32 protein-coding genes are annotated in these 26,083 nt (G+C 64.8%); 15 read left to right on the top strand and 17 right to left on the bottom strand.

Translation table 11 applies throughout. From position 1 onward, the window contains the following. Positions 1 to 95 precede the first annotated feature (95 nt). Positions 96 to 410, bottom strand: coding sequence for a quaternary ammonium compound efflux SMR transporter SugE (gene sugE, locus QUV21_RS11925; protein WP_300855173.1), 315 nt, complete (start codon positions 408 to 410; stop codon positions 96 to 98). Further along, positions 407 to 1,366, bottom strand: coding sequence for an acetyl-CoA carboxylase carboxyltransferase subunit alpha (locus tag QUV21_RS11920; protein ID WP_300855172.1), 960 nt, complete (start codon positions 1,364 to 1,366; stop codon positions 407 to 409). The genes sugE and QUV21_RS11920 overlap by 4 nt, the downstream gene beginning before the upstream one ends. A gap of 129 nt (positions 1,367 to 1,495) precedes the next feature. On the opposite strand from QUV21_RS11920, the gene QUV21_RS11915 reads away from it, so the two are divergent. Continuing rightward, positions 1,496 to 2,347 (top strand): polysaccharide pyruvyl transferase family protein, encoded by an 852-nt coding sequence (locus QUV21_RS11915; RefSeq protein ID WP_300855171.1) that lies wholly within the window; start codon positions 1,496 to 1,498, stop codon positions 2,345 to 2,347. Positions 2,348 to 2,540: 193 nt separating this feature from the next. On the opposite strand, the gene QUV21_RS11910 is transcribed toward QUV21_RS11915, so the two are convergent. Then, positions 2,541 to 3,503 carry an L-malyl-CoA/beta-methylmalyl-CoA lyase gene (locus QUV21_RS11910; RefSeq protein ID WP_300855170.1) on the bottom strand — a complete coding sequence of 321 codons (963 nt, stop codon included), beginning with the start codon at positions 3,501 to 3,503 and terminating at the stop codon, positions 2,541 to 2,543. A gap of 165 nt (positions 3,504 to 3,668) precedes the next feature. Here QUV21_RS11910 and dgcA point away from each other — a divergent pair, with 165 nt between their 5' ends. From dgcA to QUV21_RS11890, 4 genes are read left to right on the top strand one after another with little or no spacing between them, the layout of a single operon-like run. Continuing rightward, positions 3,669 to 4,643, top strand: a complete 975-nt coding sequence (gene dgcA / locus QUV21_RS11905; protein WP_300855169.1) for an N-acetyl-D-Glu racemase DgcA — start codon at positions 3,669 to 3,671, stop codon at positions 4,641 to 4,643. A gap of 4 nt (positions 4,644 to 4,647) precedes the next feature. Beyond that, positions 4,648 to 5,511 (top strand): D-amino-acid transaminase, encoded by an 864-nt coding sequence (locus QUV21_RS11900; protein WP_300855168.1) that lies wholly within the window; start codon positions 4,648 to 4,650, stop codon positions 5,509 to 5,511. Positions 5,512 to 5,514: 3 nt separating this feature from the next. Beyond that, positions 5,515 to 6,213, top strand: coding sequence for an AzlC family ABC transporter permease (locus QUV21_RS11895; protein WP_300855166.1), 699 nt, complete (start codon positions 5,515 to 5,517; stop codon positions 6,211 to 6,213). Next, positions 6,210 to 6,509: an AzlD domain-containing protein gene (locus QUV21_RS11890; RefSeq protein WP_300855165.1), complete on the top strand. Its 300-nt coding sequence runs from the start codon at positions 6,210 to 6,212 to the stop codon at positions 6,507 to 6,509. Before QUV21_RS11895 ends, QUV21_RS11890 begins: the two co-directional genes overlap by 4 nt. Positions 6,510 to 6,551: 42 nt before the next feature. Here the strand turns inward: QUV21_RS11890 and QUV21_RS11885 are convergent, their stop codons facing one another. Further along, entirely contained in the window at positions 6,552 to 6,866 is a 315-nt protein-coding gene (locus QUV21_RS11885) for a DUF1244 domain-containing protein (protein ID WP_300855164.1), read from the bottom strand. Position 6,867: 1 nt separating this feature from the next. After that, positions 6,868 to 7,596, bottom strand: a complete 729-nt coding sequence (locus QUV21_RS11880; protein WP_300855163.1) for an N-formylglutamate amidohydrolase — start codon at positions 7,594 to 7,596, stop codon at positions 6,868 to 6,870. 185 nt (positions 7,597 to 7,781) lie between these two features. Between QUV21_RS11880 and pyk the strand changes: the two genes are divergently transcribed. From pyk to rplT, 4 genes are all read left to right on the top strand, one after another. Further along, a complete protein-coding gene (gene pyk / locus QUV21_RS11875; RefSeq protein WP_300855162.1) occupies positions 7,782 to 9,227 on the top strand; it encodes a pyruvate kinase in 1,446 nt (481 codons plus the stop codon). A gap of 33 nt (positions 9,228 to 9,260) precedes the next feature. After that, on the top strand, positions 9,261 to 9,485 hold the full coding sequence (locus tag QUV21_RS11870; protein WP_300855160.1) for a hypothetical protein: 225 nt from the start codon (positions 9,261 to 9,263) through the stop codon (positions 9,483 to 9,485). A 109-nt stretch (positions 9,486 to 9,594) separates the two neighbouring features. Further along, the gene (gene rpmI / locus QUV21_RS11865) at positions 9,595 to 9,795 is read left to right on the top strand and encodes a 50S ribosomal protein L35 (protein WP_300855159.1); all 201 of its coding nucleotides are present in this window, start codon (positions 9,595 to 9,597) and stop codon (positions 9,793 to 9,795) included. Between the two features lie 12 nt (positions 9,796 to 9,807). After that, positions 9,808 to 10,170 carry a 50S ribosomal protein L20 gene (rplT, locus tag QUV21_RS11860; protein WP_300855157.1) on the top strand — a complete coding sequence of 121 codons (363 nt, stop codon included), beginning with the start codon at positions 9,808 to 9,810 and terminating at the stop codon, positions 10,168 to 10,170. 164 nt (positions 10,171 to 10,334) lie between these two features. On the opposite strand, the gene truB is transcribed toward rplT, so the two are convergent. The 3 genes from truB to rbfA are packed head-to-tail and all read right to left on the bottom strand — an operon-like array spanning position 10,335 to position 12,393. Then, positions 10,335 to 11,237, bottom strand: coding sequence for a tRNA pseudouridine(55) synthase TruB (gene truB, locus QUV21_RS11855; RefSeq protein WP_300855155.1), 903 nt, complete (start codon positions 11,235 to 11,237; stop codon positions 10,335 to 10,337). A 5-nt stretch (positions 11,238 to 11,242) separates the two neighbouring features. Then, the gene (locus QUV21_RS11850; RefSeq protein ID WP_300855153.1) at positions 11,243 to 11,965 is read right to left on the bottom strand and encodes a phosphodiester glycosidase family protein; all 723 of its coding nucleotides are present in this window, start codon (positions 11,963 to 11,965) and stop codon (positions 11,243 to 11,245) included. Further along, the gene (gene rbfA / locus QUV21_RS11845; protein ID WP_300855152.1) at positions 11,965 to 12,393 is read right to left on the bottom strand and encodes a 30S ribosome-binding factor RbfA; all 429 of its coding nucleotides are present in this window, start codon (positions 12,391 to 12,393) and stop codon (positions 11,965 to 11,967) included. The genes QUV21_RS11850 and rbfA overlap by 1 nt, the downstream gene beginning before the upstream one ends. 84 nt (positions 12,394 to 12,477) lie before the next feature. On the opposite strand from rbfA, the gene dapB reads away from it, so the two are divergent. Then, on the top strand, positions 12,478 to 13,287 hold the full coding sequence (dapB, locus tag QUV21_RS11840; RefSeq protein WP_300855151.1) for a 4-hydroxy-tetrahydrodipicolinate reductase: 810 nt from the start codon (positions 12,478 to 12,480) through the stop codon (positions 13,285 to 13,287). A gap of 61 nt (positions 13,288 to 13,348) precedes the next feature. Further along, on the top strand, positions 13,349 to 13,711 hold the full coding sequence (locus QUV21_RS11835; RefSeq protein WP_300855149.1) for a dihydrodipicolinate reductase: 363 nt from the start codon (positions 13,349 to 13,351) through the stop codon (positions 13,709 to 13,711). 45 nt (positions 13,712 to 13,756) lie between these two features. On the opposite strand, the gene QUV21_RS11830 is transcribed toward QUV21_RS11835, so the two are convergent. Next, complete coding sequence (locus tag QUV21_RS11830) at positions 13,757 to 13,930, bottom strand: DUF1674 domain-containing protein (protein ID WP_300855148.1); 174 nt, start codon at positions 13,928 to 13,930, stop codon at positions 13,757 to 13,759. Positions 13,931 to 13,997: 67 nt separating this feature from the next. Here QUV21_RS11830 and QUV21_RS11825 point away from each other — a divergent pair, with 67 nt between their 5' ends. Continuing rightward, the gene (locus tag QUV21_RS11825; RefSeq protein WP_300855147.1) at positions 13,998 to 15,233 is read left to right on the top strand and encodes a transcription antitermination factor NusB; all 1,236 of its coding nucleotides are present in this window, start codon (positions 13,998 to 14,000) and stop codon (positions 15,231 to 15,233) included. An 88-nt stretch (positions 15,234 to 15,321) separates the two neighbouring features. Here the strand turns inward: QUV21_RS11825 and QUV21_RS11820 are convergent, their stop codons facing one another. Genes QUV21_RS11820 through QUV21_RS11800 form a run of 5 tightly spaced genes read right to left on the bottom strand, consistent with a single transcriptional unit; the run spans position 15,322 to position 19,946 of the window. Continuing rightward, the gene (locus QUV21_RS11820) at positions 15,322 to 16,062 is read right to left on the bottom strand and encodes an SDR family NAD(P)-dependent oxidoreductase (protein WP_300855146.1); all 741 of its coding nucleotides are present in this window, start codon (positions 16,060 to 16,062) and stop codon (positions 15,322 to 15,324) included. After that, positions 16,059 to 16,595 carry a DUF3833 domain-containing protein gene (locus QUV21_RS11815; RefSeq protein ID WP_300855310.1) on the bottom strand — a complete coding sequence of 179 codons (537 nt, stop codon included), beginning with the start codon at positions 16,593 to 16,595 and terminating at the stop codon, positions 16,059 to 16,061. Before QUV21_RS11815 ends, QUV21_RS11820 begins: the two co-directional genes overlap by 4 nt. Before the next feature lie 41 nt (positions 16,596 to 16,636). Further along, positions 16,637 to 17,908 carry an MFS transporter gene (locus QUV21_RS11810; protein WP_300855143.1) on the bottom strand — a complete coding sequence of 424 codons (1,272 nt, stop codon included), beginning with the start codon at positions 17,906 to 17,908 and terminating at the stop codon, positions 16,637 to 16,639. Next, on the bottom strand, positions 17,905 to 18,651 hold the full coding sequence (locus QUV21_RS11805) for a DUF1365 domain-containing protein (protein WP_300855308.1): 747 nt from the start codon (positions 18,649 to 18,651) through the stop codon (positions 17,905 to 17,907). Before QUV21_RS11805 ends, QUV21_RS11810 begins: the two co-directional genes overlap by 4 nt. Further along, entirely contained in the window at positions 18,651 to 19,946 is a 1,296-nt protein-coding gene (locus tag QUV21_RS11800) for an FAD-dependent oxidoreductase (protein WP_300855142.1), read from the bottom strand. The genes QUV21_RS11805 and QUV21_RS11800 overlap by 1 nt, the downstream gene beginning before the upstream one ends. A 284-nt stretch (positions 19,947 to 20,230) precedes the next feature. Between QUV21_RS11800 and QUV21_RS11795 the strand changes: the two genes are divergently transcribed. Both QUV21_RS11795 and QUV21_RS11790 read left to right on the top strand, forming a co-directional pair. Continuing rightward, the gene (locus QUV21_RS11795) at positions 20,231 to 20,776 is read left to right on the top strand and encodes a sigma-70 family RNA polymerase sigma factor (RefSeq protein ID WP_300855141.1); all 546 of its coding nucleotides are present in this window, start codon (positions 20,231 to 20,233) and stop codon (positions 20,774 to 20,776) included. Positions 20,777 to 20,790: 14 nt separating this feature from the next. Then, entirely contained in the window at positions 20,791 to 21,435 is a 645-nt protein-coding gene (locus QUV21_RS11790; RefSeq protein ID WP_300855140.1) for a ChrR family anti-sigma-E factor, read from the top strand. Positions 21,436 to 21,459: 24 nt separating this feature from the next. On the opposite strand, the gene QUV21_RS11785 is transcribed toward QUV21_RS11790, so the two are convergent. Genes QUV21_RS11785 through mutL form a run of 3 tightly spaced genes read right to left on the bottom strand, consistent with a single transcriptional unit; the run spans position 21,460 to position 24,991 of the window. Continuing rightward, a complete protein-coding gene (locus QUV21_RS11785) occupies positions 21,460 to 21,993 on the bottom strand; it encodes a HutD family protein (protein ID WP_300855139.1) in 534 nt (177 codons plus the stop codon). Beyond that, positions 21,990 to 23,150: a DNA recombination protein RmuC gene (gene rmuC / locus QUV21_RS11780; protein WP_300855138.1), complete on the bottom strand. Its 1,161-nt coding sequence runs from the start codon at positions 23,148 to 23,150 to the stop codon at positions 21,990 to 21,992. The genes QUV21_RS11785 and rmuC overlap by 4 nt, the downstream gene beginning before the upstream one ends. Next, positions 23,147 to 24,991 carry a DNA mismatch repair endonuclease MutL gene (mutL, locus tag QUV21_RS11775; protein ID WP_300855137.1) on the bottom strand — a complete coding sequence of 615 codons (1,845 nt, stop codon included), beginning with the start codon at positions 24,989 to 24,991 and terminating at the stop codon, positions 23,147 to 23,149. Before mutL ends, rmuC begins: the two co-directional genes overlap by 4 nt. 114 nt (positions 24,992 to 25,105) lie before the next feature. Here mutL and QUV21_RS11770 point away from each other — a divergent pair, with 114 nt between their 5' ends. Then, positions 25,106 to 26,083, top strand: coding sequence for a sodium-dependent bicarbonate transport family permease (locus QUV21_RS11770; protein ID WP_300855136.1), 978 nt, complete (start codon positions 25,106 to 25,108; stop codon positions 26,081 to 26,083).

The raw sequence follows: 26,083 nt of genomic DNA, 5'->3' as shown, positions 1-26,083 counted from the left end.
AATCTCCCTGCTCTTTTCCCAAATACTCCACGGGAGGTCCGGAGGGTGTGAAACCCTCCGGGGTCAGGCAAGGTCAGAACATGCGGCGACGCGGATCAAGCGAATTTCAGCGCAACGATCCCGGCAAGGATCAGCATGATACCCGACACACGCATGACATTGACCTGTTCACCGAACAGAAACACGGCCGCGATCGCGGTGCCGACCGCGCCGATGCCGACCCAGACCGCATAGGCCGTGCCTACCGGCAGCGACTTCATCGCATGGCTCAGTAGCCAGAACGACCCCAGCGCCAGCACAATTGTAAGGACCGAAGGGATCAGCCGGGTGAAGCCGTCCGAATACTTCAGGCCCAGCGCCCAGCCCATTTCCAACAGCCCGGCGACGGCCAGAACAATCCACGGGTTCACGCCGCCAGACCCTTCGACCCCATCTCCAGAAACTTCTGCCGCCGGTCGCGGATCAGGGCTTCGGGCTTCTTGCCGGACAATTCCTTCAGCATCGCCTCGATGGCCTTGCCGACCGCATCAATCGCCTCTTTCGGCGCACGTTGCGCGCCCCCCATCGGCTCTTTCACGATCCGGTCGATGATCCCCAGCTTTTGCAGATCCTGCGCGGTCAGCCGCAAGGCCTCGGCCGCTTCGCGCATCTTTTCGGCGTCCTTCCAAAGGATCGAGGCGCAGCCTTCTGGCGAGATCACCGAGTAGACCGAATGTTCCAGCATCGCCACCCGGTTTGCCGTGGCAAAGGCCACCGCGCCGCCGGATCCGCCTTCGCCGATCACCACCGAAATCAGCGGAACCCCGACGGTCAGGCATTTTTCGGTGCTTCGGGCAATCGCTTCGGCCTGACCACGTTCTTCGGCGCCCTTGCCGGGATAGGCGCCGGGAGTATCCACCAGCGTGATCACCGGCAGACGGAACCGGTCGGCCAGATCCATCAGGCGGATGGCCTTGCGATAGCCCTCGGGCCGCGCCATGCCGAAGTTGCGTTCGATACGGGTCTTGGTGTCGTTGCCCTTTTCATGGCCGATCACCACCACCGGCTGATCGTTGAACCGCGCAATGCCGCCCATCACGGCGTGATCGTCGGCAAAGGCCCGATCCCCGGCAAGACTGGTGTATTCGGTGAACAGGGCCTCGACATAGTCCCTGCAATGCGGCCGGTCAGGATGGCGCGCCACCTGACATTTCTGCCAAGGGGTCAGGCTTTTATAAAGGTCGCGCAAGGCGACTTCGGCCCGGCGATCCAGCGCCTCGGCCTCTTTTGTCAGGTCCATGCCGCCGCCGGTCTTGGCCATGGCGCGCAGTTCTTCAGCCTTGCCCTCGATCTCGGCAAGCGGCTTTTCGAACTCAAGGTAATTCATCGCGCGCTCCATCTTCCCGCGAGATCCTATATGGCCAAAGCTCTGTGAAAGTGCAACTGCCAGCCCCGGCCTTGCGCAGCCTGCCAGCCTTCGTCTAGCCTGCGCGCAACCCTGAACGCAGGTCCGTCCGTGAACGTCTTTCTTGCCAACGATACTTCGGACGTGCCGCATGCCGGCTGCAAGGCGGTGATGCGCTCGCTGACCGCCGCCATCGCGGGGGCGGGCCTTGTGGTCACCGGCCGCCACGCCAACGGCACGCGCGACATCGACGCCGCCGCATTCGATGCTGCCGACATCCTTATGATCAACGGTGAAGGGACGATCCACCACTCCGGCCCGCGCGCCCGGTTTCTGCTGTCGCTGATCCAGCGCGGCAAGCGGCAGGGCAAGCGCGTCGCCGTGGTGAACGCCCTGTTCCAGCAATACGACGCCCCCGCCGACGACATCCTTGCAGGCCTCGCCCTCCTTACCGTGCGCGAGCCGCGCTCCGCCGCCTTTGCCCGCCGTTTCGGTGGCGCGCCTGTTACCCTTCTCGACTCTGCGGCCGATCCCGCTTTCTTGTCCAAGGGTAAGCCCCGCAAGCTGACGCATGGCCGCGTGATCGGTGGCGCACATCACCACGGCCTGATCCCCGCCCCCTTTGCCGAATGGGAGGGCGACCGGCTGACCATGCGCGGCACGGCGTATGAGGACATCGTCGCCACCCTCCGCGGCGCCGAGATCTACCTGACCGCCCAGCATCACGGCGTTTATGCCGCCGCTCTGGCCGGATGTCCCTTCGTGACCACGCCCTCAAACAGCCACAAGATCGAGGCCTTCATCGATTGGACCGGCCTGCCGATCCCCGTTTGCATGCGGCTGGACGAGATCAAGCCAGCCATGTCCTTTGCCCTGAAGAACCGTGCGATGTATGCTGAATTGCAGGATTTTCTCCGCGCGCAATCGGTGCTGACCCCGGCGATGCTGGCGGCAGCGCTCTGACCCGGGCAACGCTGTCGCAAACGCACCACAAACAGCAGCGCCCCGTGGCCGGGCCACGGGGCGTGCATCCTCCCATTTGCCGCGCGGGGCCTCCCCTCCCCTGATGCGCGGCGCAGGTATTCTTTGCTGTCTGCCCGTATTGGAACCAGACGCCGGGTGACGCTGCCCTTTTCACGGGCAGTTTGTCAACGATTCATGACGCTGAGGCGATGATTTCCGCCTGCCGGACGATCACTTCGGCCTGTCGCATGCTGGCGATATCGACCAGACGGCCCTTGTAGACCGCCGCACCCTGACCGGCGGCCTTCGCGGCCTCCATCGCCGCCAGAATCTCGCGTGCTTCGGTCACTGCGGCGTCAGAGGGGGTGAAGACCTCGTTGGCCAGCGCCACCTGCTTGGGGTGGATCGCCCATTTGCCCACCATCCCCAGCGTGGCCGACCGCCGCGCCTGCGCGCGGAACCCTTCCTCGTCGCTGAAATCGCCGAAGGGGCCATCCACGGGCAAGACGCCATGCGTCCGGCAGGCCGCAACGATAGCCGCTTGCGCCCAGTGCCATGGATCAGACCAGTACTTTGCCCCGTCACGGTGCATGTAGTAATATTCCTGCGTCCCGCCGATGCCCGTGGTCTGCATCCCCATCGAGGCCGCGAAATCCGCCGCACCAAGGCTCATCGCCTGCAAGCGTGGACTGGACGCCGCAATTTCCTCGACATGGGCAATGCCCGCTGCGGTTTCGATGATGACCTCAAGGCTGATCCGCTTTGTCCTCCCCGCCGCCGCCTCGCAGGCGGTGACCAGCGCATCGACCGCATAGACATCCGCCGCACATCCCACTTTCGGGATCATGATCTGGTCCAGCCGATCGCCCGCCTGTTCCAGCAGGTCCACCACGTCACGATACCAAAATGGCGTGTCCAGACCGTTTATCCGCACAGAAAGCGTCTTGCGGCCCCAATCCACCTCGGAAATCGCCTTGATGATACTGGCCCGTGCCTGAGCCTTGTCAGCGGGGGCGACCGAGTCTTCAAGGTCAAGGTTGATCACATCCGCCGCAGAGGCCGCCATCTTGGCAAAGAGTTCAGGCCGCGAGCCGGGACCGAACAACTGGCAGCGGTTCGGGCGGGCGGGGGCGGGGGGTTGCAAGCGAAAGCTCATCGGTTAGGCCTTTGGTAATCTAGTTTCGCAGATCGTCAACTTTGCGATATAATCTTGCGCATCCGACCGCAAGGGCGATTTCGCATCCGCAGCATTGCGACCATCCGGCGATCACCTCAAGCAGTCCACCCTTGCGGCTTTGCGCGGACCGCGCGAAGACATGCCATGATCACCGTCACCGAAGACCGCTTCCGTCTTGCCCAGACCTTCACGATCTCGCGCGGGTCCAAGACCGAGGCGCGCGTTCTGACGACAAGCATCACCCGTGGCGGGATGACAGGCCGCGGCGAATGTGTGCCTTATGCCCGCTACGGCGAAACGCAAGACAGCGTGCGCGGCCAGATCGAATCCCTGCCTGACGGCATCACCCGCGCCGATCTGCAAACCGCGCTTCCACCCGGTGCCGCGCGCAACGCGGTGGACTGCGCGCTTTGGGATCTTGAGGCGAAACGTTCCGGTCAAAGGGTCTGGTCACTTGCCGGGCTGCCCCCGCCCGGACCCGTGGTGACGGCTTTCACCCTGTCGCTTGCCCCGCCCGACGCGATGCGCGCGGCGGCCGCCACCCATGCCCACCGGCCAATCCTCAAGATAAAACTTGGCACCCCCGACGATATGCCACGCCTGGAGGCCGTCCGCGCCGGGGCGCCTGCCAGCCGGATCATCGTTGACGCCAACGAAGGCTGGACGCCCGAGGTCTACACCGATCTTGCGCCCTACCTTCTGCGCCTTGGCGTGGAACTGGTGGAACAGCCCCTGCCCGCCGGGCAAGACGGGATGCTGGCCGAAATGCCCCGCCCGGTGCCGGTCTGCGCCGACGAAAGCTGCCATGACCGCACCAGCCTTTCCGCGCTTTGGGGAAAGTATGACGTGGTGAACCTGAAGCTGGACAAGACCGGCGGGCTGACCGAGGCGCTTGCGACCCGTGATCTTGCGCGTCAAATGGGGTTTCGGGTGATGGTCGGCTGCATGGTCGGATCATCGCTTGCCATGGCCCCGGCGGTGCTTCTGGCGCAAGGCGCGGCCATGGGCGCAGATTGGACAGACCTTGACGGCCCTCTGCTTCTGGCCGAAGACCGCGATCACCCCCTGCACTACGACGCCGCCGGGGTTCACCCGTCCGATGCCAACCTATGGGGATAAATCCATGACCCGCACCGTCTATGTGAACGGCGACTACCTGCCAGAGTCCGAGGCGAAGATCTCGATCTTCGACCGCGGGTTCCTGATGGCCGACGGGGTCTACGAGGTAACCTCGGTGCTGGACGGCAAGCTGATCGACTTTGACGGCCATGTGAAACGGCTGGCCCGGTCGCTGGCCGAACTGGAGATGTCTTGCCCGATCAGCGAAGCCGAGCTTCTGGCGATGCACCGGGAACTGGTGGCGCAAAACGGCATTGATCAGGGGATGATCTATTTGCAGGTGACGCGCGGCAATCCCGGCGACCGCAGCTTTGTGTTTCCCGATCCGTCCTTGCCCGGCACCATCGTGGCCTTCACGCAAGACATCCCCAACCTTGCCGACGCGCCAGCGGCGAAGACCGGGTTCAAGGTCATCACCATCCCCGATCTTCGGTGGAGCCGGGTGGACATCAAGACGGTGCAACTGCTTTACCCCTCGATGGGCAAGATGGCGGCCAAGAAGGCAGGGGTCGATGACAGCTGGTTCACCGATGAAGCCGGGGCCGTGACCGAAGGCACCTCGAACAACGCCTATATCGTCAAGGGCAACAAGATGATCACCCGCCAGTTGGGCAATGACATCCTGCACGGGATCACCCGCGCCGCCGTGCTGCGCTTTGCCGCCGAAGCGCAGTTTGAAGTCGAGGAGCGGGCCTTTACCCCCGCCGAAGCCCAGGCGGCGGATGAGGCGTTCTCGACCGCAGCGTCGATTTTCGTGATGCCGGTGGTCGAGGTGGACGGCAAACCCGTCGGCTCTGGCAAGCCGGGTCCGGTGGCCGTGCGCCTGCGCGAGATCTATCTGGAAGAAATGCGTAAAGCCGCGATCTGACCCATGTCCGCCGCGCCGTTTACCCTTGACGGCTTTCGCCGTGGTCTGCGCGACGGGCTGCCCCTGGGCCTGAGCATCTTTGCCTATGGCCTGGGCTTTGGCCTTGTTGCGGCGCAGGCGGGGTTCGGCATTGGCCGCGCGGTGGTGACAAGTGCGGCGATCTATTCGGGCTCGGCGCAATTGGCGGCCGTAAACCTGCTGCAATCCGGGGCGGCGACCCTGACGGCGCTTTTTGCGACGATCCTGGTGATCAACGCCCGCTATTTCCTGTTCGGCGCAGCCTTGCAGCCGTGGCTGGGGCAGGTCAGCGCGCCAAAGGCCTATGGCAGCCTTCTGCTTCTGGGCGATGCCAACTGGATGCTGACCATGCGCGCGATCCGGGCGGGTGAGGCGGACCGGGCCTATCTGGCGGGAACCGGCACGCCGATGTTCGTGGGCTGGCTGGCGGGCACCGCAATCGGGGCCGGTGCCGTGACGATCCTGCCCGCGCCCGAGGCGCTGGGGTTTGACCTGATGCTGCCCGCCTTTGCCGCCGCGATGACGACGGCCATGACCAAAGCGCGCGCCGATCTGGTGCCGGTTGCGGTGGGCGCTGCGGCGGCCTTGCTGATTGCCAGCGTGGCCGGGCCAAGCTGGGCGGTGATCGGCGCGGGGCTGGCAGGCGGCGCGGTTGCCGCAGCAACGTGGCGGGACCGGGCATGAGCGATGGCTTTCCGACACTCCTTCTGGTCATGGCGGCGGCGGCGCTGATCTGCCGGATGCTGGGATTTGTGCTGATGCGGTTCATGCCCGCCTCGCCCCGGATCGAGGCGGCGCTACGGGCGACGCCGCTTTCGGTGATGGCGGGGATTACCGCGCTGTCACTGGCGCAAGGCGGTCTGGCCGAGGCGCTGGCGCTGGGTGCGGTGGTGGGGCTGACGTTGCTTCTGGGCAGCGACGTGGCCGCCGCCCTGCTGGGCGTGGCGGTGGTGGCCGTGTTGCGCTGGGTCGGGGTGTAGGGCGAGAGCCGGGGCAGGCCCCGACCTATGGGGCGACCCCGGTCAGTCCTGCTTGCCGACGTTTTCAGCGAAAGCCTTGTCGAAGGAGGCTTTCTTTGCGGCGTCCGCTTCGGTCTGGTTCTGCGCCACCCAGTCGGCATAGGGCATGCCGTAAACCACTTCGCGGGCCGCATCCTTGGAAAGCGCGATCCCCTTTTCCGCCGCCGCTTCCTGATACCAGCGCGACAGGCAGTTGCGGCAAAAGCCGCCAAGGTTCATCAGGTCGATATTCTGCACATCGGGGCGCTTTTCCATCAGATGATGGACCAAGGCGCGGAAGGTGGCGGCTTCCAGTTCAATGCGGGTTTGGTCGTCCATTCTACAGTCCCCCCAGCACTTCGGTCAGGATCGGGGCAAGCCGGGCCGCCCAATGGGCCTGCTGCGCCTGCGTTTCGATCAGGTCATTCCTGAGTTCTACAAGTGTGTTGTGACGACCGTTGCGCAAGGCGTGGCGGTCGATTGCGTCGCCGGGCAGGTGGCCGGAATAGGGCTCGTTGTCACCGATGCAAAGGTCGGGCTCAGCCATCAGCCGGGCAATCAGCGGGCGCGAAAACCGGTCATCCAGATGGGAATACAGCACGCCCACATGCCATGGCCGGGGCGCGCGGCCCCGCAAGGACGGGGTAAAGGAATGGATGGCCACGATCACCCGGTCAGGGCGCAGCGCGGCAAGACGGGCATAGGCCGAATGATAGGGGCGATAAAGCTCGTCCAGACGGCGTTCGATGTCTTCAGGCCCGGCATGGCGGTTGGCGGGAATGATCGTCCCGTCATAAAGCCGCATGACAAGGGTGGGGTCATCCTCACCCCGGTTCGGGTCGATCACCAGCCGCGAGAAATCCGACAGAATCACCGGGCTGTTCAGGTGCTGACCAAGCGCCGAAGCGACGCCCGCCGCGCCGACATCCCACGCGATGTGGCGGGCCATGTCAGCCTCAGGAATCCCAAGATCACCGCCGTTCAGCCAGTCCGGCACGCGGTTCGAGGCGTGGTCACAGGTTACAAGCCAGCGGCCCGGGCGATCTTGCCCTTCGATGATGAATGCCAAGTCCGGTCCTTTTCACATGGTCTGCGGTGGCGCTCCTGTCTTCCATACGATCGATCTTTGCGGCTTGCCAGCAATGTGCGCACGCAAGGGCGCAAAGAGCGGTGGGAAAGCGTTGCGGCAGCCTGCGGATTGCGCCATAAGGCACGCGGCCCACATGAACCGAAATTTGAAGCAGGAGGATGGCAATGCGCCGTCACCGCAACGTGAAGATTGTGGCCACGCTTGGCCCAGCGTCCAGCACCTACGAAATGATCCGCGCCTTGTTCGAGGCCGGGGCCGACGTGTTCCGCCTGAACATGAGCCACGGCACCCATGACGAACAGCGTGCGCGTCACAGCATCATCCGGCAAGTCGAGGCCGATACCGGCCGCCCGATCGCCATTCTCGCCGACCTTCAGGGTCCGAAACTGCGCGTGGGCGTGTTTGCCAACCCGTCGGAAGAACTGGTTGAAGGCGCGGCTTTCCGGCTTGATCTGTCGGCCGCCCCGGGTGACGCGAACCGCGTGAACCTGCCGCACCCCGAGATTTTTGCAGCGCTCGAACCCGGCACCTCGCTGTTGATCAATGACGGGAAGATCCGGCTGAAGGTCGAAGACTGCGGCAAGGATTTTGCCAGTTGCACTGTGACAGTGGGTGGCACGATCTCCAACCGCAAGGGCGTGAACGTGCCGGACGTGGTGCTGCCGGTGGCGGCACTGTCGGAAAAGGACAAGGACGATCTGGAATTTGCCTGCGAACTGGGCGTGGACTGGTTGGCGCTGTCCTTCGTGCAGCGCCCCGAAGACGTGATCGAGGCGCGCGTTCTTGCCAAGGGCCGCGCGGCGATCCTGTCGAAGATCGAAAAACCGGCGGCGGTGAAGGCCTATGACGCCATCCTGCAAGTGTCCGACGGCATCATGGTCGCGCGCGGCGATCTGGGTGTGGAACTGCCGGTCTATTCGGTGCCACCGATCCAGAAGCGGCTGGTGCGGGGCGCGCGGGCGGCGGCCAAGCCGGTGATCGTGGCAACACAGATGCTGGAATCGATGATCGAAGCCCCGGTCCCTACCCGGGCCGAGGTCAGCGACGTGGCCACGGCCATCTATGAAGGCGCGGATGCCGTGATGCTTTCGGCGGAATCGGCGGCGGGCAAATACCCGATCGAAGCCGTCACCACGATGAACAACGTGGCGATGAGCGTCGAGAAAGATCCGACCTACCGTTCCGTGATCGAAGCCAGCCGCGTCGTGCGCCGCGAATCGATTGCCGATGGTATCGTGGCCGCCGCGCGCGAGATTGCCGAAGCGACCAACATCAAGGCGATCTGCTGTTTCAGCCAGTCGGGCAATACCGCAAGCCTCGTTGCTCGCGAACGGCCGCATGTGCCGATTCTGGCGCTGACGCCGCTGATGTCCACCGCGCGGCGCATGGCGCTGACATGGGGCGCGCATTGCGTGATCACCGAGCCACAGGAACGGTTCAAGGGCGCGGTCCTCGCGGCGGTTCGTGCTGCCCGGGATGGCGGCTTTGCCACCGATGAAGATCAGATTGTAGTCACCGCAGGTGTGCCGTTCAACGTAAAGGGCACGACCAACATCCTGCGGGTGGCACCCTGTGACGAGCGGTTGATTTCGCGGGTCGACCCGGAATAAACTTCAGCCAGCAGTATTCGGCCGGGGAGTATCATGGATACGGATCTGGTTTTGACGATCGGAATCGTGCTTGCGGTCCTGTCGGTCCCAGTACTTCTTGCTGCATGGGCTGAAAGCACGGCACCCCGGATCGGGGCGGTCCTGGTCATCGTGGCCATCGGCATGATCGCCACGGCCGTGATTACCCGGCCCGGGGGCTATAGCCTGAATGAAGTGCCGGATGTGATGCTTGGCGTCATTTCCCGTGGGTTGAACTGAACGCAGCCCCTTGCACCCCGCCGTCGCCCCGCCTATAGGGGCGGCTTCAATACCCGCACGGCCGGCCTACGTGGCATGCCGAGTCGTGCCTGAAACCACGGAGATGGAAATGCCCAAGATGAAGACCAAGTCGGCGGCGAAGAAGCGTTTCAGCTTCACGGCCTCCGGTCGGGCCAAGGCCGGCGTTGCCGGCAAGCGGCACGGCATGATCAAGCGCACGACGAAGTTCATTCGCGATGCTTCCGGCACGATGCTGCTGTCCGCTGCGGACACCAAGATCGTCAAGAAGTACATGCCCTACGACCGGTAAGGAGAGCACCAGATGTCCCGCGTCAAATCCGGTGTGGTCACCCACGCCCGTCACCGCAAGGTGATCAAGGCTGCCAAGGGCTATTACGCCGCGCGCAGCACGAACTTCCGCACCGCCACTCAGGCTGTCGACAAGGCCAACCAGTACGCGACCCGCGACCGCAAGGCCCGCAAGCGTTCGTTCCGGGCGCTCTGGATCCAGCGGATCAACGCCGCCGTCCGGCTGTTCGACGCCGAGATGACCTATTCGCGCTTCATCAACGGCCTGGCAAAAGCCGGGATCGAAGTGGACCGCAAGGTTTTGGCCGATCTGGCCGTGCATGAACCGGATGCGTTCAACGCCATTGCCGGTCAGGCGAAAGCCGCACTGGCCTGAGGGTTCAGGTTTTCGAGCTCGGAAAGGCCCTGCGGTGACGCGGGGCCTTTTCTTTTGGGGCTGCGCCCTGCCCCGGCGTGGAAGCGAGGGGTTTCACACCCCTCGCGCTCCCCGTGGGATATTTGTGCAGAGAGGAAGCACAATTTTAGTCGAATTGTTCGGGTTCAGCGATTGAACACTCGGGAGGGGTGCAGTTCTCCGCCCTGATAGTGGCCGACGGCGATGGCCTGACCGTTCAGGCTGGCCCAGCCTTCGCTGCCCCATTCGGCATTGGCGATCACCATGCCGGGATTGCCGTTCCGCAGTCGGGCGGCCCCTTCTGGCGTAGCCGGAAATTCCGGCAGGTCTTGCAGCCCGAGTTCCAGGGGCAGAAGGCGGCCATCAAGCGCCTCGGTCTTTGCCTCGGCGTCGATCTGGTCAAGCGTGACGCCCTGTTCCGCCTTGAAGGGGCCAGACCATGTACGGCGGAGCCACTGGACGTGGCCAAGGCAGCCAAGGGCAAGGCCAAGGTCGCGCGCGATGGATCGGACGTAGCCGCCCTTGCCGCAGACCATCTCCAGATCGACATGGTCTGGATCGGGGCGACCCAGCATCTGAAGGCTTTCGACCCAGAGTGGGCGAGCGGCGAGGTCCATCTGCTCGCCTTCGCGGGCAAGATCATAGGCGCGGTCGCCATCAACCTTGACGGCGGAATACTGGGGCGGAACCTGCATGATGTCGCCTCGGAAGGCGCCAAGGGCAGCTTCGATCTGCGCGTCGCTGGGGCGCTGGTTACTGGTGGCGATGACCTTTCCCGAGGCATCATCAGTGTCCGTCTGCGCGCCAAGTGTCACGCGGAAGCGGTAGCATTTCAGCGCGTCGGTGATGTAGGGGATGGTCTTGGTCGCTTCGCCCAAGGCAACGGCGAGGACGCCCGTCGCATCGGGGTCAAGCGTGCCGGCATGGCCGGCCTTTTGCGCCGAAAGCGCCCATTTGACCTTGTTGACGATAGCGGTGGAGGTCACCCCGGCGGGTTTGTCCACGATCAGCCAGCCAGTGACGGCGCGGCCCTTCTTGATGCGACCCATGGGGATCAGCCTTTCGGGATGACGGTGCCGACGATCGGCCCCATGGGAAAGCCCGCGTCGTGGCGGTTGAGGTCGGGGGCGTAGAGGCGCGAGATGTTGCCATCAAAATAAAGCGCATCCGACAGGCCAAGTTCGTCGCGGAAGAGTCGGGCGAAGGCGTGGAAGTTCACCCGGTCATCCGAGATCGCGAAGACGGCGCGGGTGCCGTCAGCCGACACGCCGACGCCATTGCGGACATAGGTGCTGTCGCTGCCCGGCAGGAGCTTGGGGTGCAACTCGCCGTTCAGGACCAGCATGGGGCCGGACTGGGTGGCGAAGCGGCAGGCGGGTTGTTCGGCCTTGAAGCTGCGGCTTTCGATGACGCGGAACGTCTCGCCGATGCAGAAGACGCCGTTCGGGAGGAGGCCGAAGTTGCCGGGGCCGTCGCTGGTGATGAGGCGGGCGGTTTCGGTGCCGTTCTCGATGTAGAGGCCGACGGGATCAAGGTCGCGGTGATACATGCCGGCGTTCATCGCGAAGCCGAGGGTCTGGCCTTCAGCCTCAAGCGCTGCGTTGACGCGGGCGAAGCTGCCATAGGCGCCTTCGGGGCCGGAGTGGAAGAGGCGCAGGTCTTCGCCGAGCGACACCTCACACAGGGTGTAGGCGGCGCCGTCGAAGCTGGTATCGCGGCAGGTGGCGGCCTCGGTCGCGAGGGGGGCCAGCGTCAGGGCGATGGCGAGGCGGAGCATCAATCGTCGCCGTCGGGGGTTTCGGGGTCGAGGTCGCGCTGGACGGCCGGGTCGGCAAAGAGGCGGCGGGTCTCATCAAGGCGGTCGAAGGTTTCGTCGGGCCGAAAGCGCAGATCGGGGGCATATTTCAGCGTCATGCCCTTCACCACCCGGTGACGCAGTTCGGCCTTGTTGCGGGCAAGGGCGGCGATGGCATCCTGCACCGGGACCGACCCCATCAGCGGCATGACATAGACGGTGGCGACCTTCAGGTCGTTCGACATCGACACCTCGCCCACGGTGATGGACATGGCGTTGAGTTCGGGGTCATGAATCTCGGCACGGTTCAGCACGTCCGACAGCGTGCGACGGATAAGTTCGCCGACGCGAAGCTGGCGTTGCGTGGGGCCTTGGCCGGAGGAGGGGCGATTGTTCGACATGGCGCCCATGTAGGCCGTTTCTGCCCGGCCCGCAACGGCGGGCTTTTGCCCGCTGCGGATAGGCGCTAGGACGGGGCAAAACGGAGGTGCGCGATGGGCGATATTCCAGGGATCGTGGTGACGGGTGCATCCGGGCGGATGGGGCAGACCCTGATCCGGCTGGCGGCAGAATCGGACAAGCTTCGGCTGGTGGGCTGCGTGGAACGTGCCGGCCATGGCTGGATCGGCCGCGATGTGGGTGAGGCGATGGGCGGCGCACCGATTGGGGTGTCCGTGACCGATGACCCGCTGGAGGCCTTTGCCAAGGCGCAGGCGGTGGTGGATTTCACCTCTCCGGCCGCCACGGTGGAATTTGCGGCTTTGGCGGCACAGGCGCGGGCGGTGCATGTGATCGGCACCACGGGGCTGGAGGCGGAGCATCTGGCAAGGATCGAAGCGGCCAGCCGGCATGCGGTGATCGTGCGGGCGGGCAATATGTCCCTTGGGCTGAACCTCTTGGTGCGGCTGACGCAGAAGGTCGCGGCGGCGCTGGATGCAGATTGGGATGTGGAAATCGTCGAGGCACACCACAGGATGAAGGTCGATGCGCCTTCCGGAACAGCGCTCATGCTGGGCGAGGCGGCGGCGGCGGGCCGGGGCGTGGCGCTGGACGCGGCAAAGGCTTCGGGGCGTGACGGCATCACCGGCGCACGGGAACGCGGAACGATCGGGTTTTCTGCCATCCGGGGCGGCGATATCGTCGGCGAGCATGATGTGATCTTTGCCGGGATGGGTGAGCGGATCGTGCTGCGACATCTGGCGACGGACCGGGCGATCTTTGCGCGCGGCGCGTTGCGGGCGGCGCTTTGGGGTCAGGGGCAGAAACCGGGGCAATATGACATGATGGACGTCTTGGGCATCTGACGAGTCATCCAATCGTCGGGCAGCAGCGTATAAGCTGCAAACGACCTCCGGGGGGCTTGTGATGAAGCGCATGATTGCAGGCATTGTGATGCTTGCCGCACCTGTCGCAGCGGCTGCGAACGACTTTCAGGCTGTGCGCGACAAGGGCGCGTTCCTGTCGCTGGTGCAGGACCGGGAGTTGCGGATCGGGCTTTACAACCTTTCCCTGAACGTCCTGCCGGATGGGCAGATCAAGGGCAGCGCCCTTGGCTGGTCCATTACCGGGTCATGGAACTGGCAGGACGGTTATTTCTGCCGCCAGATGGACTGGAGCGGCATGGAGATCGACTATAACTGCCAGCTGGTCGAGGCGCAGGGCGCCGAAAAGCTGCGCTTCACTGTCGATCAGGGCGCGGGCGATTCCGCGACTTTCCGACTGCGCTGAGGGCACGGGTGCCGGGTTGAAGCCCGGCCCACGGGACCAGTGCCGTCAGAAATCGACCGCAAGCCCTTTCTTTTCCCAATCCCCGTAACGGACCGGTTCCAGCCCGGCGCGGCCGCCAAGCTCAGGCGGCAGGGGGGCCTTGGCCTCGGCGGCCTTGCGACGTTCCTCAGCCTCGGCAAGGGCGCGTTTGGCGGCAGGTGGCAGATTGTCAGAGTCCATGTCTGCTTCCTTGTAAGGGGCTTTCCCGTGATATACGCCGCGCGGGGCAGGCAGCAAGGGGATGACAATGGCCGAAGGTTTGGCGGCGCGGGCAGCAGCGGTGGCGATACTGGACGGCGTGCTGGGCGAAGGCCGCATGTTGTCAGACTTTGCCGGCCCTGATCTGGCACCGGCAGACCGCGCGCGGGCCTTGCGGTTGGCAGGGGCGGTGCTGCGGCATCTTGAGTCGGCGGACCGGATTCTGGACCGACATCTGCGGAAATCTCCGCCCCTGACGGCGCGTAACGTCTTGCGGCTGGCCTTGGTGGAACTGGCGCAAGGGGCTCCAGCGCATGGGGTGGTCAATGCGGCGGTTGAAATGGTGCGGCAGGGCAAGCGCACCGGGCATCTGTCGGGGCTGGTCAACGCCATCTTGCGCGCCGTGCCGGAAGGCACCGTTTTCGACGGGCTGGGACCGCAAAAGCTGCCGCGCTGGCTGCGGCAACCTCTGGTGCATGCCTATGGCCGTGACGTGGTGACCGCGATCGAGGCGGTGCAGGCTACCGAACCGCCCCTTGACCTGACGCTGCGCGCCGGGTTTGAGACGCCCGCGGGTGAGCTTTTGCCAACCGGCAGCCTGCGGTTGACCGCGCCCGGGCAGGTCTCGACCCTGCCGGGCTATGCGGCAGGGGGCTGGTGGGTGCAGGACGCCGCCGCCGCCCTGCCCGCGCGGCTTTTGGACGCGCAGCCCGGCGAAAAGGTGCTGGACCTGTGCGCGGCCCCCGGGGGCAAGACCTTGCAGATGGCCGCCGCCGGGGCCGAGGTGACGGCGCTGGATATCTCCGGCCCACGAATGGCGCGGGTGGCTGCAAATCTGGCGCGGACAGAGCTGGCCGCGCATCTGGTGGTGGCCGATGCGCTGGTCTGGGAGCCGGATGCATCCTTCGACGCGATCCTGCTGGACGCGCCCTGTTCGGCAACCGGGACGGTGCGTCGCCATCCGGACCTGCCGTTTGTAAAGGACGGCTCCGAGGTAGAGGGGCTGGTCGCGTTGCAAACGCAGCTTCTGGATCGCGCCTTGGGGTGGCTGCGTCCCGGCGGGCGGCTGGTGTTTGCCACCTGCTCACTTTTGCCCGAGGAGGGCGAGGAGCAACTGGCAGCGGCTTTGGCGCGGCATCCGGGGCTGGGTGTTGAGCGGATGGACCTTGCCGGGGTGGCGCCTGCGTGGTGGACCGATATGGGCGGGCTGCGGTTGCGGCCGGATTACTGGGCTGAGCGTGGCGGGATGGACGGGTTCTTCATGGCGCGGTTGCGGTCGGCGTGACCGCCCTTTGCTGGCCGCCGGGGGTTTCACACCCCCGGACCCCTGTGGGATATTTGCGCAGAGAGGAAGCCGAATTTTAATCAAAGTTTCAGGGCTTTGGAGGGAAGATCCGGTAGTATAGCCAGTCGGGCAAGAACTGACCGCCGCGGAAAAGCCAGCTGAATGCGGTAGGAAAGCTGATCTTGAAACGGCCCGATTGCATGTGGCGGAACATGATGTCGGCGGCGGCCTCGGGTTCCATGATGAACGGCATGGTGAAATCATTCTTCGCGGTCAGCCGTGTGCGAATGAAGCCCGGGTTGGCAAGTTGCACGGCGATCCCGGTCTGGCGCAGGTCAGCGTAAAGCGATTCCGCCAGCACCATGGTGCCGGCCTTTGACGCGGCGTAGCCGATGGCGCCGGGCAGACCCCGGAAGCCGGACAAGGAACCGGTGATCACGACATGGCCCCGGCCCTTGGCGACCATGCCGGGCAGGGCGGCACCAACCGCGCGGATGCAGCCGGTGAAGTTGACATTGGCCATCGCCTCGGCGGCCTTGGCGTCCCAGTCCTGCGCGCGCATCGGCCAGTAGACGCCAGCCAGAAACACCATCCCGTCAAGATCGCCCAACCGGGCGGCGGCGGCATCAACGCTTGCGCTGGAGCCGACATCTACGGAAAGGGCGCTGGCCTTGCCGGGCAGGCTGGCGACCGCCTGTTGCAGCGCGTCTTCGCTGCGCGCAGACAGGATAACCTCGGCCCCTGCCGCGCTGAGCTTGTGCGCAAGTGCAAGGCCAAGGCCTTCGGACGCGCCGACCAGCCAATAGCGTTTACCGGTGAAATCCCTCATTCGGCGGGGGTCATTTCCAGAGAAGGGACGCGGCGCATGGTAGCCACAAGTTCAGCCACCTTGATGCCGAACTTGCGGAACTGCGACCGGTTCATGATGGTGCCGTTGTCCATCAGATACATCCAGTCGGTCACGTCCAGCACATGCCCCCCCGCCTCGGGCGTAAGGCGGATGCGGTAGCGCAGCATGACGCCGGGGCCTTCGACCCGGCCCGATCCAAGGCCCACCACATCAGCTGCGGTGGCGGTGATGTCGCCGGAATTTCCCAGTGCCAATGTCCAGGCGCGGTGCTGGACGGTGCCGCTGTCATAACGGAACACCTCGGACAGGGTGCCGATGTTGCCGTTCCATGTCCCCTCCATGTCGGCCACGAAGCGCGAGGCGACACGCCCGGTCGGGCCATAGATCATGCCTTCGCACTGGATCGGCCCGGACAGGTGCTGGCGCAGGTCGAACTGCGGCCCGAGACCAGCATAGTCGGCCGGGGTTTGCGCCTGAAAAGACGCATAGCGGCTGCGAAGCGCCATAAGCATGATGATGATCACGCCGCCGAGGAGGGCTGAAAGGATCGGTGTCACGATATGGCTTCCTTGGAATGAACAACAGAGTGGTCTGGCAACGGAGTCGCGGCGAGCAGCAGGATTGCTGTGACTTTCAATACGCAAGGCAGGGCCGCGTAGATCAATGTAAGGGTCCAAAGGGCGGATTCGCTGTTGTCCGGGCCGGGTTTGAAGCCCGCAAGGTCAAGCGTTGGCAACAAAGTGGCTGCGGCGAGGGCAAGGGACAGCTTCGACACGAAGGACCAAAGCCCGAAGGCCGCCGCCTCGCGGGTGCCAAGACGGGCAAGGCGTTGGGCGAAGATTGCGGGCAAAAGCGTAAGATCCGCGCCAAGTGCCGCGCCGGAGGCGGCACAGATGACCGCGAAGGCAATGCCGTCGCCCGCGCCAAGGTTCAGGGTCCAGAGAAACGCAAGGATCGCAAGGACCATCGCTGACAAAAGCACCGGGCGGGGGCCGTGGCGGCGGGCAAGGGCGGCCCAGACCGGGGTGGAAAGGGCGGCGGAAAGGAAGAAGAGCAGCAAAAGCGGGCCTTCCCAGCCGGGCACGCCAAGGCGGCTTTCGACGAAGAACAGAAACAGGGTTGAGGTGACGGCAACGGGGGTGGCGTTCAAAAGCGCGATGAGAAGGAGGCGGCGGGCAAGGCGATCACCAAGCACGGGGCGGAAAAGGGCGATGAGGCTGGGCGTGGGTTCGGCCGCATGGCCCTGCCATTGGCGGCGCATGGCGAGGGTGGCTGCGATGCCGAGAACGGCGAAGATGCCTGCGAAGGCGGTGAAAGGGCTGGCGGTCGCTGCGGCAAGGGCCACCGGGGCGACGGCGGCAAGGCAGACGCCAATGAGGGAGCCGCCTTCGCGCCATCCGGCAAGGCGGATGTGGCCGCCGGGGCCGAGGGTTTCGGCCTTGGCCACCCCTTCGGCGTAAAAGCATATGGTCAGGAAGGAGAACGCGCTGAACAGGCCGGTGAGGCAGAGCGCGAACCACCACAGGGGCGCAATCGGCGGGGTGACGGCGAAGAGGCCGGCCATCGCGGCGGTGAGAAGGGCGACCGCGAGGGCGACGCCGAGGCGGCGGCGGGGGCGTGTCGCCTCGGCCAGCCAGCCAAGCGCGGGGTCTTGCACGACATCGATCAGGCGCAAGGCGGCAAGGACGAAGCCGAGCGAGGCGAGGGTGACGCCGTAGGTGTCAACGTAGAACTTGGGCGCATGGATGTAGATCGGCAGGCCCGCCGTAGCAATAAGCGCCGCGAAGAGCGACCATGCAGGCAGGCCTTTGGCCCCGGCAGTCATCGTGACACATCTTCGCCCGGCGGCGTGGGCCGCGTGTTGAATTTAACCCGCTTCAGCGCAAGTTTCAGCGCCTGCCAGTGGATCAGCGCCAGCACCCGGCGCGAGCCGAAAGGGCGGCGCAGCGCAGAGGCGAGGATGCCCCGGCTGGTCAGGGCTTCGCGCGGGCCGATCAGGTTGGTGAAAAGGCCGCCAGTGGCAGTGGTATAGTCGATCCAGATGCCGATCCGGTCAGGCCGGATATCGAAGCGGAAGGCATAGGTTCCATCGACCGGCTGAAACGGCGAAACGTGGAAGATCTTCTGCGCGGTGATGGTATCTTCGCGGGTAATCGGCGCGCGGTCTTCGCGGTGGCAAAGGTAGGAATGCCGGTCGCCATAGGTGTTCGACACCTCGGCAATGACGGCGCGGAGATGGCCGCGGTGGTCATAGGCGAGCCAGAAGCTGACCGGGTTGAAGACATGGCCCAGAAGGCGGGGCTGGGCCAGAAGCAGCAGCCGGTCGGCGGCAAGGTCATGCGCCGCAAGCACCTCACGCGCCCAGGAAGCCCCCTTGCCCTGCCCCGGCGCGCCGCCATGGTCAGCGTCGTGCAGCGACATCAGATTGCCACGGTTGCGAGAAAACAGGCGCGGCGCCTGCATCTTTTCGGGGTCGAGCAGGATGTAATCGACCGTGTAGCGAAAGGCATTGCGAACCGGGCCTTTGCGACCATGGAACGTTTCAGACCTGATCCGCTGGACCTGCATCACGCCGCGATCCGTGCGACCCGGCGTTCGGCCATGGCCGTGACCACATCGACCGCCGAGGCGAAGCCGTCTTCGTGGAACCCGTTGCGCATCCATGCCCCGCCGAACCAGGTGTTATGGCGGCCGTTGGTTGCGCGGATGGTTTCCTGCGCGGCCAGGGCGGCCACGTCGAACACCGGATGGTGGAAGGTGTTCACATCATGGATCAGTTCATCGCGGATCGGGCGGGAGGTGTTCAGGGTAACGAACAACGGGTCATCCTGCGGGATCGGTTGCAGCGAGTTCATCCAGTAGGTCAGGTCAATCTTGTTGCCCGCGCCAGCCTTTGGTTCAACATAGGACCAGGACGACCAGACCTTGCGTGACTTCGGCATCAGGCTGGTGTCGGAATGCAGCACCGCCTCGTTTGGCTGAAAGCGGATGGCGGCAAGGTTGGCGGACTCGGCTGGGGTGGCGTCGGCCAGAAGGCGCAGGCTCTGGTCGGAATGGGTGGCAAAGATCACATCGTCGAACAGTTCCCAGTCGTCACCCGTCGCACGCACAAGGACCGAGCCCGCCTCACGCCGGACAGCGGCGATCGGGGTGGCGGTGCGGATGTCCACGCCCTGGGCAACCATGGCGGCTTGCAGGCGGCGCACGTATTCGATGGACCCACCCTTGACGGTATACCATTGATGCTGCCCGTCGAAGTCCAGAAGCGCGTGGTTGCGGAAGAACCGCACCAGCGCCTGAGCCGGAAAGTCAAGGATGCCGGAGGTGGGGGTGGACCAGATCGCGCCGGAAAAAGGGGTGATGTAATGGTCACGGAACCACGCGCCGGTGCCAAGCCGGGCCAGAAGATCGCGTATCGTCATGGCGGGGTCATTGGCCACGGCTTCGGCGTTGCGGTTGAAGTGCATGATGTCGCCCAGCATCCGCAGGAAGCGCGGGTCAAGCGCGTTCCTGCGCTGCGCAAAAATCGCGTCAACCGAAGCCAGCCCATATTCCAGCCGCCCGCCCTTGATGGAGGCCCCGAAGCTCATGCTGCTTTCCACGGTCGGGACGGCCAGCTTTTCGAACAGCTTCACCAGATGCGGGTAGTTGACGTTGTTGTAGACGATGAACCCCGTATCCACCGGCTGATCCTTGCGCTTGCCGGCAATCACGGTGCGGGCATGGCCGCCAAGGCGGGGTTCGGCCTCGAACAGCACGACGGCATGAGTGTCGGCAAGCAAATTCGCGGCGGCCATGCCGGAAATCCCCCCTCCGATAACGGCAACGCGGCGGCGGGCAGAGCCCAAGGTCTCGAACGGCATTCAGGCAATTTCCTTCATGGGCTTTATTGCCTTACGCGGCGGACACCCGGTTAGATCACAGTGGCAACGCAGAAAGGTGCTGTCAAACGAAGTTGACACAGATGCCTTGACAGATTTTCCAGTTGAACCAAATCCCACCAAAGAATGATCCAACAAGTCGCGTGCCGCGTAAATGTGACATGATGCTTGACGCCACAAGATCGGATATGACGGAGCAATCCGGCCCCCCTCACCCTGGTGTGGTGGTGGCTGCAAATGGGATGCCCCGCAGGAAGGATCGATTGGTGGCGAAGGCGGAAGACGGAACGGATTGGGCGGGCCTGCTGATTCAGGTGCGCGACCGTCAGGACAGAGCGGCGTTTGCCCAGCTCTTTCGCCATTTCGCCCCAAGGGTGAAGGCGTTCCTGATGAAGTCGGGCGCGGGGGCGGCCTTGGCCGAGGAATGCGCGCAGGATGTCATGGCGACGCTGTGGCAGAAGGCGCATCTTTTTGACCCCGCGCGGGCATCGGTGTCGACATGGGTCTACACCATCGCGCGGAACAAGCGGATCGACGCGCTGCGGAAAGACCGCCGCGCCGAGCCGGAAGAACTGGACTGGGGGCCAGAGCCTGAACCTGATCAGGCCGAGGCCATGGAAGCCCAGCAAGATACGGAACGACTGGGCCAGGCCTTGGCCCAACTGCCTGAAAAACAGCGTGCCTTGATCGAAAGGGCTTTCTACGGCGATTTGTCGCACAGCGAGATTGCTGCCGAAACCGGCCTACCTTTGGGAACGATCAAATCTCGCATCCGGCTGGCGCTGGAAAAGCTGCGCCACCACATGACGTGAAGGACGAAACGGAAATGACGATACGCCACCATCTTTCGGACCCGCTTCTGATGGCCTACGCGGCTGGTCAGTTGCCCGAGGCGTTCAATCTGGTTGTGGCGACCCATGTGTCGCTCTGCGACGAATGTCGCGCGCGGCTGGGGGCCTTTGACGCGGTTGGCGGCGCCCTGATCGAGGAGATCGAAGAGATTTCGATGGGCGAAGCCGCGCTTGAGGCGGCCCTGTCCCGGATCGAGGGGTTGCCGCAGGCCACACGCGCCGAACCGCTGAAACCGGCGGGCATCTTGCCTGCGCCCTTGGCGGATTATGTGGGCGGAGACCTGAACGCGGTGCGCTGGCGGCGGATCGGTGGCGGGGTGAAGCAGGCGATCCTGCCGACCGGGCGCGATGCCTCGGCCCGGCTGTTGTATATTCCGGCAGGAACGGCCGTCCCCGATCATGGCCACCGCGGGATGGAACTGACGCTGGTGCTGCAAGGCGCCTTTGCGGATGACAACGACCGCTTCAACCGTGGCGACATCGAGATTGCCGACGAGAATCTGGAGCATACCCCGGTGGCTTTGGCCGGTGAGGATTGCATCTGCCTTGCCGCCACCGATGCGCCCCTGCGGTTCCGCGGGATGCTGCCGCGTCTGGCACAGCCATTGTTCAGGATCTGACTGAATGCAGGGCCGAAGCTCGGCCTACGATTCAGGCAAACCGAAAAACCTTGTCGCAAGCACGGGCCAGTCGCCGGTAAGGGTGACTGGCCGCTCGGTCAGGACCAGATCACCCACCGCAACGCCCTGCCCGTTCACCATGACCGGACCAAGCGCATAGAGCGCCAGCAGTCCGCCACCCGGCAGGCTTTCGCTACGGGCCAGTCGCACATCGGGTTTCGGCAGATGCCCCGCTGTCATCACGTTGTAGTCGTCGGACTGCTGCCCGTTGGTTTCCGTGGCCGTCAGAGCGATATCACCGGGAAACGCCACCGGGACCAGCCGCTCACAGCGAAAATCAAGGCCGGCCCCGATCAAGCGGAAACCGGGGCCAGACAGCACGGTCAGGCTGCGCTCAATCCCCGGGAACAGTGAAAACGGGCCGTCTTCCACCACAGAGGCGCGGGAAAGGCGGGCAAGAAGTTGGCCGCCCTCCTCCAGCCGCCACAGTTCCACCGTTACACCCCGGCCATTCTTCCACGGCTGGCGGGTATAGTCGGCAGGGGTCAGGTGGATCATTCTGCTGCCCTTGGCCCTATGACCGGGGTCGGATCAGTTGGGGAAATTTCCTCGAAGTCGAAGTTGTCCAGCCGCCGCGCGCGTTTGCCCGCCTTTTCCGAGGATATCTTGATATCCTCGATATCCTTCGCGGCTTGCCCGAAGTGCCGGTCAAGGCTTTCAACCCGTGTCCCCAGCCGGTCCACATCTGCATAAAGCAGCGCCAGTTCCTTGCGGATCGCCCCCGCCTGTTCGCGCATGCGGGCGTCTTTCAACACCGCACGCATGGTGTTCAGCGTGGCCATGCAGGTGGTTGGTGACACGATCCAGACCTTTACGGCAAAACCTTCGCGGACGATTTCGGGGAAATTGGCGTGCAGTTCGGCGTAGACGGCTTCGGACGGCAGGAACATCAGCGCCCCATCCGCCGTTTCGCCTTCAACGATGTAGCGGTCGGAAATGGCGCGGATATGGGCGCGGACGGCGGTGCGCATGGCTTGCGCGGCCTCGGTCACCCCGCGCGGGGTGTCGGCGCGGCGGATCGCCTCATAGGCCTCCAACGGGAACTTGGCGTCGATGACGATGGGGCCGGGCGGATTGGGCAGGTGGATCAGGCAATCGGCGCGCTTGCCGTTCGATAGCGTAGCCTGCATCGTGTAGGCGTCCTTGGGCAGCGCCTTTTGAACGATGTCATGGAGCTGAATTTCACCAAACGCGCCGCGCGTCTGCTTGTTCGACAGGATGTCTTGCAAGGACAGCACGTTGCCCGACAGCTTTTCGATATTCGCCTGCGCCTTGTCGATGGTTTCGAGGCGCTGCTGCAATTCACCCAGACTGCGCGCGGTGCGGGTGGAGGTGCCGTGCAGCGCCTCGGTCATCTGGCGCTGCACCTCGGTCAGGCGGTTTTCCATCACCTGAAGCATCGCGGTCTGGCTGACGGCCTGGGTTTCCGACACATGATGCAGGCCCCCGGCCAGCCTTTCCTGCCCGTCGCCAAGCTGCTGGATCCGGTTGGACAGCCAGCCGATTTCCCGCATCAGGGGCTCGGCGGCCGTGGCCGACCGGCTGACACTGCGCAGGATCAGCAGGAGCAGCGCCAGCAGGATCAGCCCGACCGCGCCGAGGATCAGCACCTCGGGGTCGTTCCACGCATAGGTCTGACCGAAAAGCGTGATCATCGGCGGCCGAACAGTCGTTCAATGTCGGCCAGCGACAGTTCCACATAGGTCGGCCGGCCGTGGTTGCACTGGCCGGACAGGGGCGTTGCCTCCATCTCGCGCAAGAGGGCGTTCATTTCTTCGGGGCGCATCTGGCGGCCTGACCGGACCGAGCCATGGCATGACATGCGCGACAGGATGGCGTCGATCTTCGCTTGCACAAGGTTGCTGTCCCCGGCGTCCGAAAGCTCATCCAGAATGTCACGCACCAGCGCCTCGGCGTTGACCGGGCCAAGGATTGCCGGGGTTTCGCGGATGGCGATGGCAGAGCCGCCAAAGGCTTCGATCCCCAGCCCCACCGCCGCGAGCGCGGGCGCGTGGTCCAGCAGACGGGCGGCATCGGTGGGTGACAGTTCGACGATCTCGGGAATGAGCAGCGCCTGCGCGCGGATGCCCGTCTCGGCCATTTGCCGTTTCAGGCGTTCATAGACAAGGCGTTCATGCGCGGCGTGCTGATCGACGATAACAATGCCGTTGGCCGTCTGGGCGACGATGTAGTTTTCATGCAGCTGCGCCCGTGCGGCCCCGAGGGGGTGCTGGGCCGCCCCCGCGTCAAAGGGCTGCGCCGGGTCTTCGGCGGTGAAGGCGGCGGCCTGCGGTGCCTCGGCAAAGCCCAAGGTGTTGGGCGCCATCGGGTCGGGCGCCTGGAAGGCAAAGGCGCGCGACAGGCTGGGCTGGCTGGGCCGGTCCATCTGGTAAACCGGGCGGAAGGCCTGCAACGTCGCGGCCCCGACGGTGGAGGAGGCCCGATGCCCTGCCCCGGTCAGCGCAGATTTCAGCGCGGTGATGATCAGGCTGCGGGCCGCGTCGGGTTCGCGGAACCGCACCTCGGCCTTGGCGGGGTGGACGTTCACATCAACCCGCTGCGGATCAGCGATCAGGTTCAGCACCGCTGCCGGGTGCCGATCCCGGCTGAGGACGTCGAAATAAGCCACCCGCAGCGCGCCATACAGCATGCGGTCCTGCACCGGGCGGCCATTGACGAATATGTATTGCTGCGCCGAGGATCCGCGCGAATAGGTGGGCAGCGCGGCAAGGCCCTGAAGCCGCAGCCCGTCGCGTTCCGCGTCGATCCTTAGCGCATTCTCGGTGAAATCGCGGCCAAGGATGCCGGTCAGGCGGCCCTCCAGCGACGCGAACAGATCGCCCTGCTGCGGATCGGCGCGGAACAGTTGCCGGCTGTCGGCCCCCGACACATCGCGCAGGGTAAAGCCCACCTGCGGCTCGGCCATGGCCAGACGGCGGACAACATCGACAATCGCCTGCACTTCGGCCCGGTCGGACCGCAGGAACTTCAGCCGCGCGGGGGTGGCGTAGAAAAGGTCGCGCAATTCCACCACCGTCCCACGGGTCAGCGCGGCGGGTCGGACGGGCGACAGACGGCCCCCTTCGCAGGCGATCTGCGCCGCATCATGGCCCAAGCTGCGCGAAGTGATCGTCAGCCGGCCGACCGCGCCAAGCGAGGGCAGCGCCTCGCCCCGAAAGCCGAAGCTGCGGATATCCAGCAGGTCCGACCCGTCGATCTTTGATGTGGCATGGCGCGACAGGGCCAGCGGCAGATCCTCCGGCGTCATCCCGCAGCCATCGTCGGTGACCCGGATCAGGGTCTGGCCGCCATCGGCAATGTCGATCTGGATGCGCCCGGCCCCTGCGTCCAGCGCGTTTTCCACCAGTTCCTTCACCGCCGAGGCGGGACGTTCCACCACCTCGCCCGCCGCGATGCGGTTGATCGCCGCCTCATCCAGTTGGCGGATCTCCGGGCGGCCATCATTGCCCGCTATCTTGGGTGTGTGAAGCGTCATGGCGCTATCTGTAGCAGGCAGCCCCGAGTCGGGAAAGAACGAAACAGGATTGCTGTGCGCAGGGGTTGCGCTTTCCGACCGAGACGCCATATCGGCGCAAACAGGGGGCTGAGAATGCAAGATATGCTGTCGCTGGCCGGGGCCAACCTCTTGACCCCGATGATCCTTTGCTTTGCCCTTGGCCTGTTTGCAGCCCTTGCCCGCAGCGAACTGACCATCCCCGAGGCGGTCGCAAAGGGCATGTCGATCTATCTTCTGTTCGCCATCGGCTTCAAGGGCGGGGTCGCGGTGGCTGACCACGGGCTTGACGCAACGCTGGTATCGGCACTTGTCGCCGGGGTGGTGTTGTCCTTTGCAATTCCCTTCGTGGCATTCCCGCTCTTGAAGGTCATGACCCGGCTGAACCCCACGGATGCTGCGGCTGTCGCGGCACATTACGGGTCGATCAGCATCGTGACGTTCGTCACCGGAACCTCTGTCCTTCAGGCTGCGGGGATTGCGGCCGAAGGTTACATGGTTGCGGTTGCTGCGGCGATGGAGGCTCCTGCGATCATCTCGGCGCTTTACCTTGCCTCGCGGGCGGGTGGGCGGGCCGAAAAGATGGATGCCGATCTCTGGCGCGAGATCCTGCTGAACGGATCGATTGTCCTGCTGGTCGGGTCATTCCTGATCGGGCTTTTGACCGGCCAGCCCGGGATGGCGCGGATCGAGGCGTTCATCGTGGCGCCGTTTCAAGGTGTGTTGTGCCTGTTCCTGCTGGACATGGGCCTTGTCGCCGGGCGCGGGATGCGCAACGCCAAGGGCGTGCTGACGCCGGGGGTTCTGGCATTTGGTCTGGTAATGCCGGTTGTGGGTGCAGCCATGGGGCTGGCGGTGGGGCTGGCGCTGGGGCTGTCCACCGGCGGCGTGGCGCTGATGATGGTGTTGTCCGGGTCAGCCAGCTACATCGCGGTTCCGGCAGCGATGCGGGTGGCACTGCCGGACGCAAACCCCAGCATCTATCTGACGCTGGCGCTGGGCGTGACCTTTCCGTTCAATCTGGTGATCGGTATTCCGGCATGGGTGGCCGTGGCGCAGGCTTTTGGGGGCTGA

The organism is Tabrizicola sp., from assembly GCF_030373185.1.
GTDB lineage: Bacteria > Pseudomonadota > Alphaproteobacteria > Rhodobacterales > Rhodobacteraceae > Tabrizicola.
This window is presented reverse-complemented; position numbering and strand designations above follow the sequence as displayed.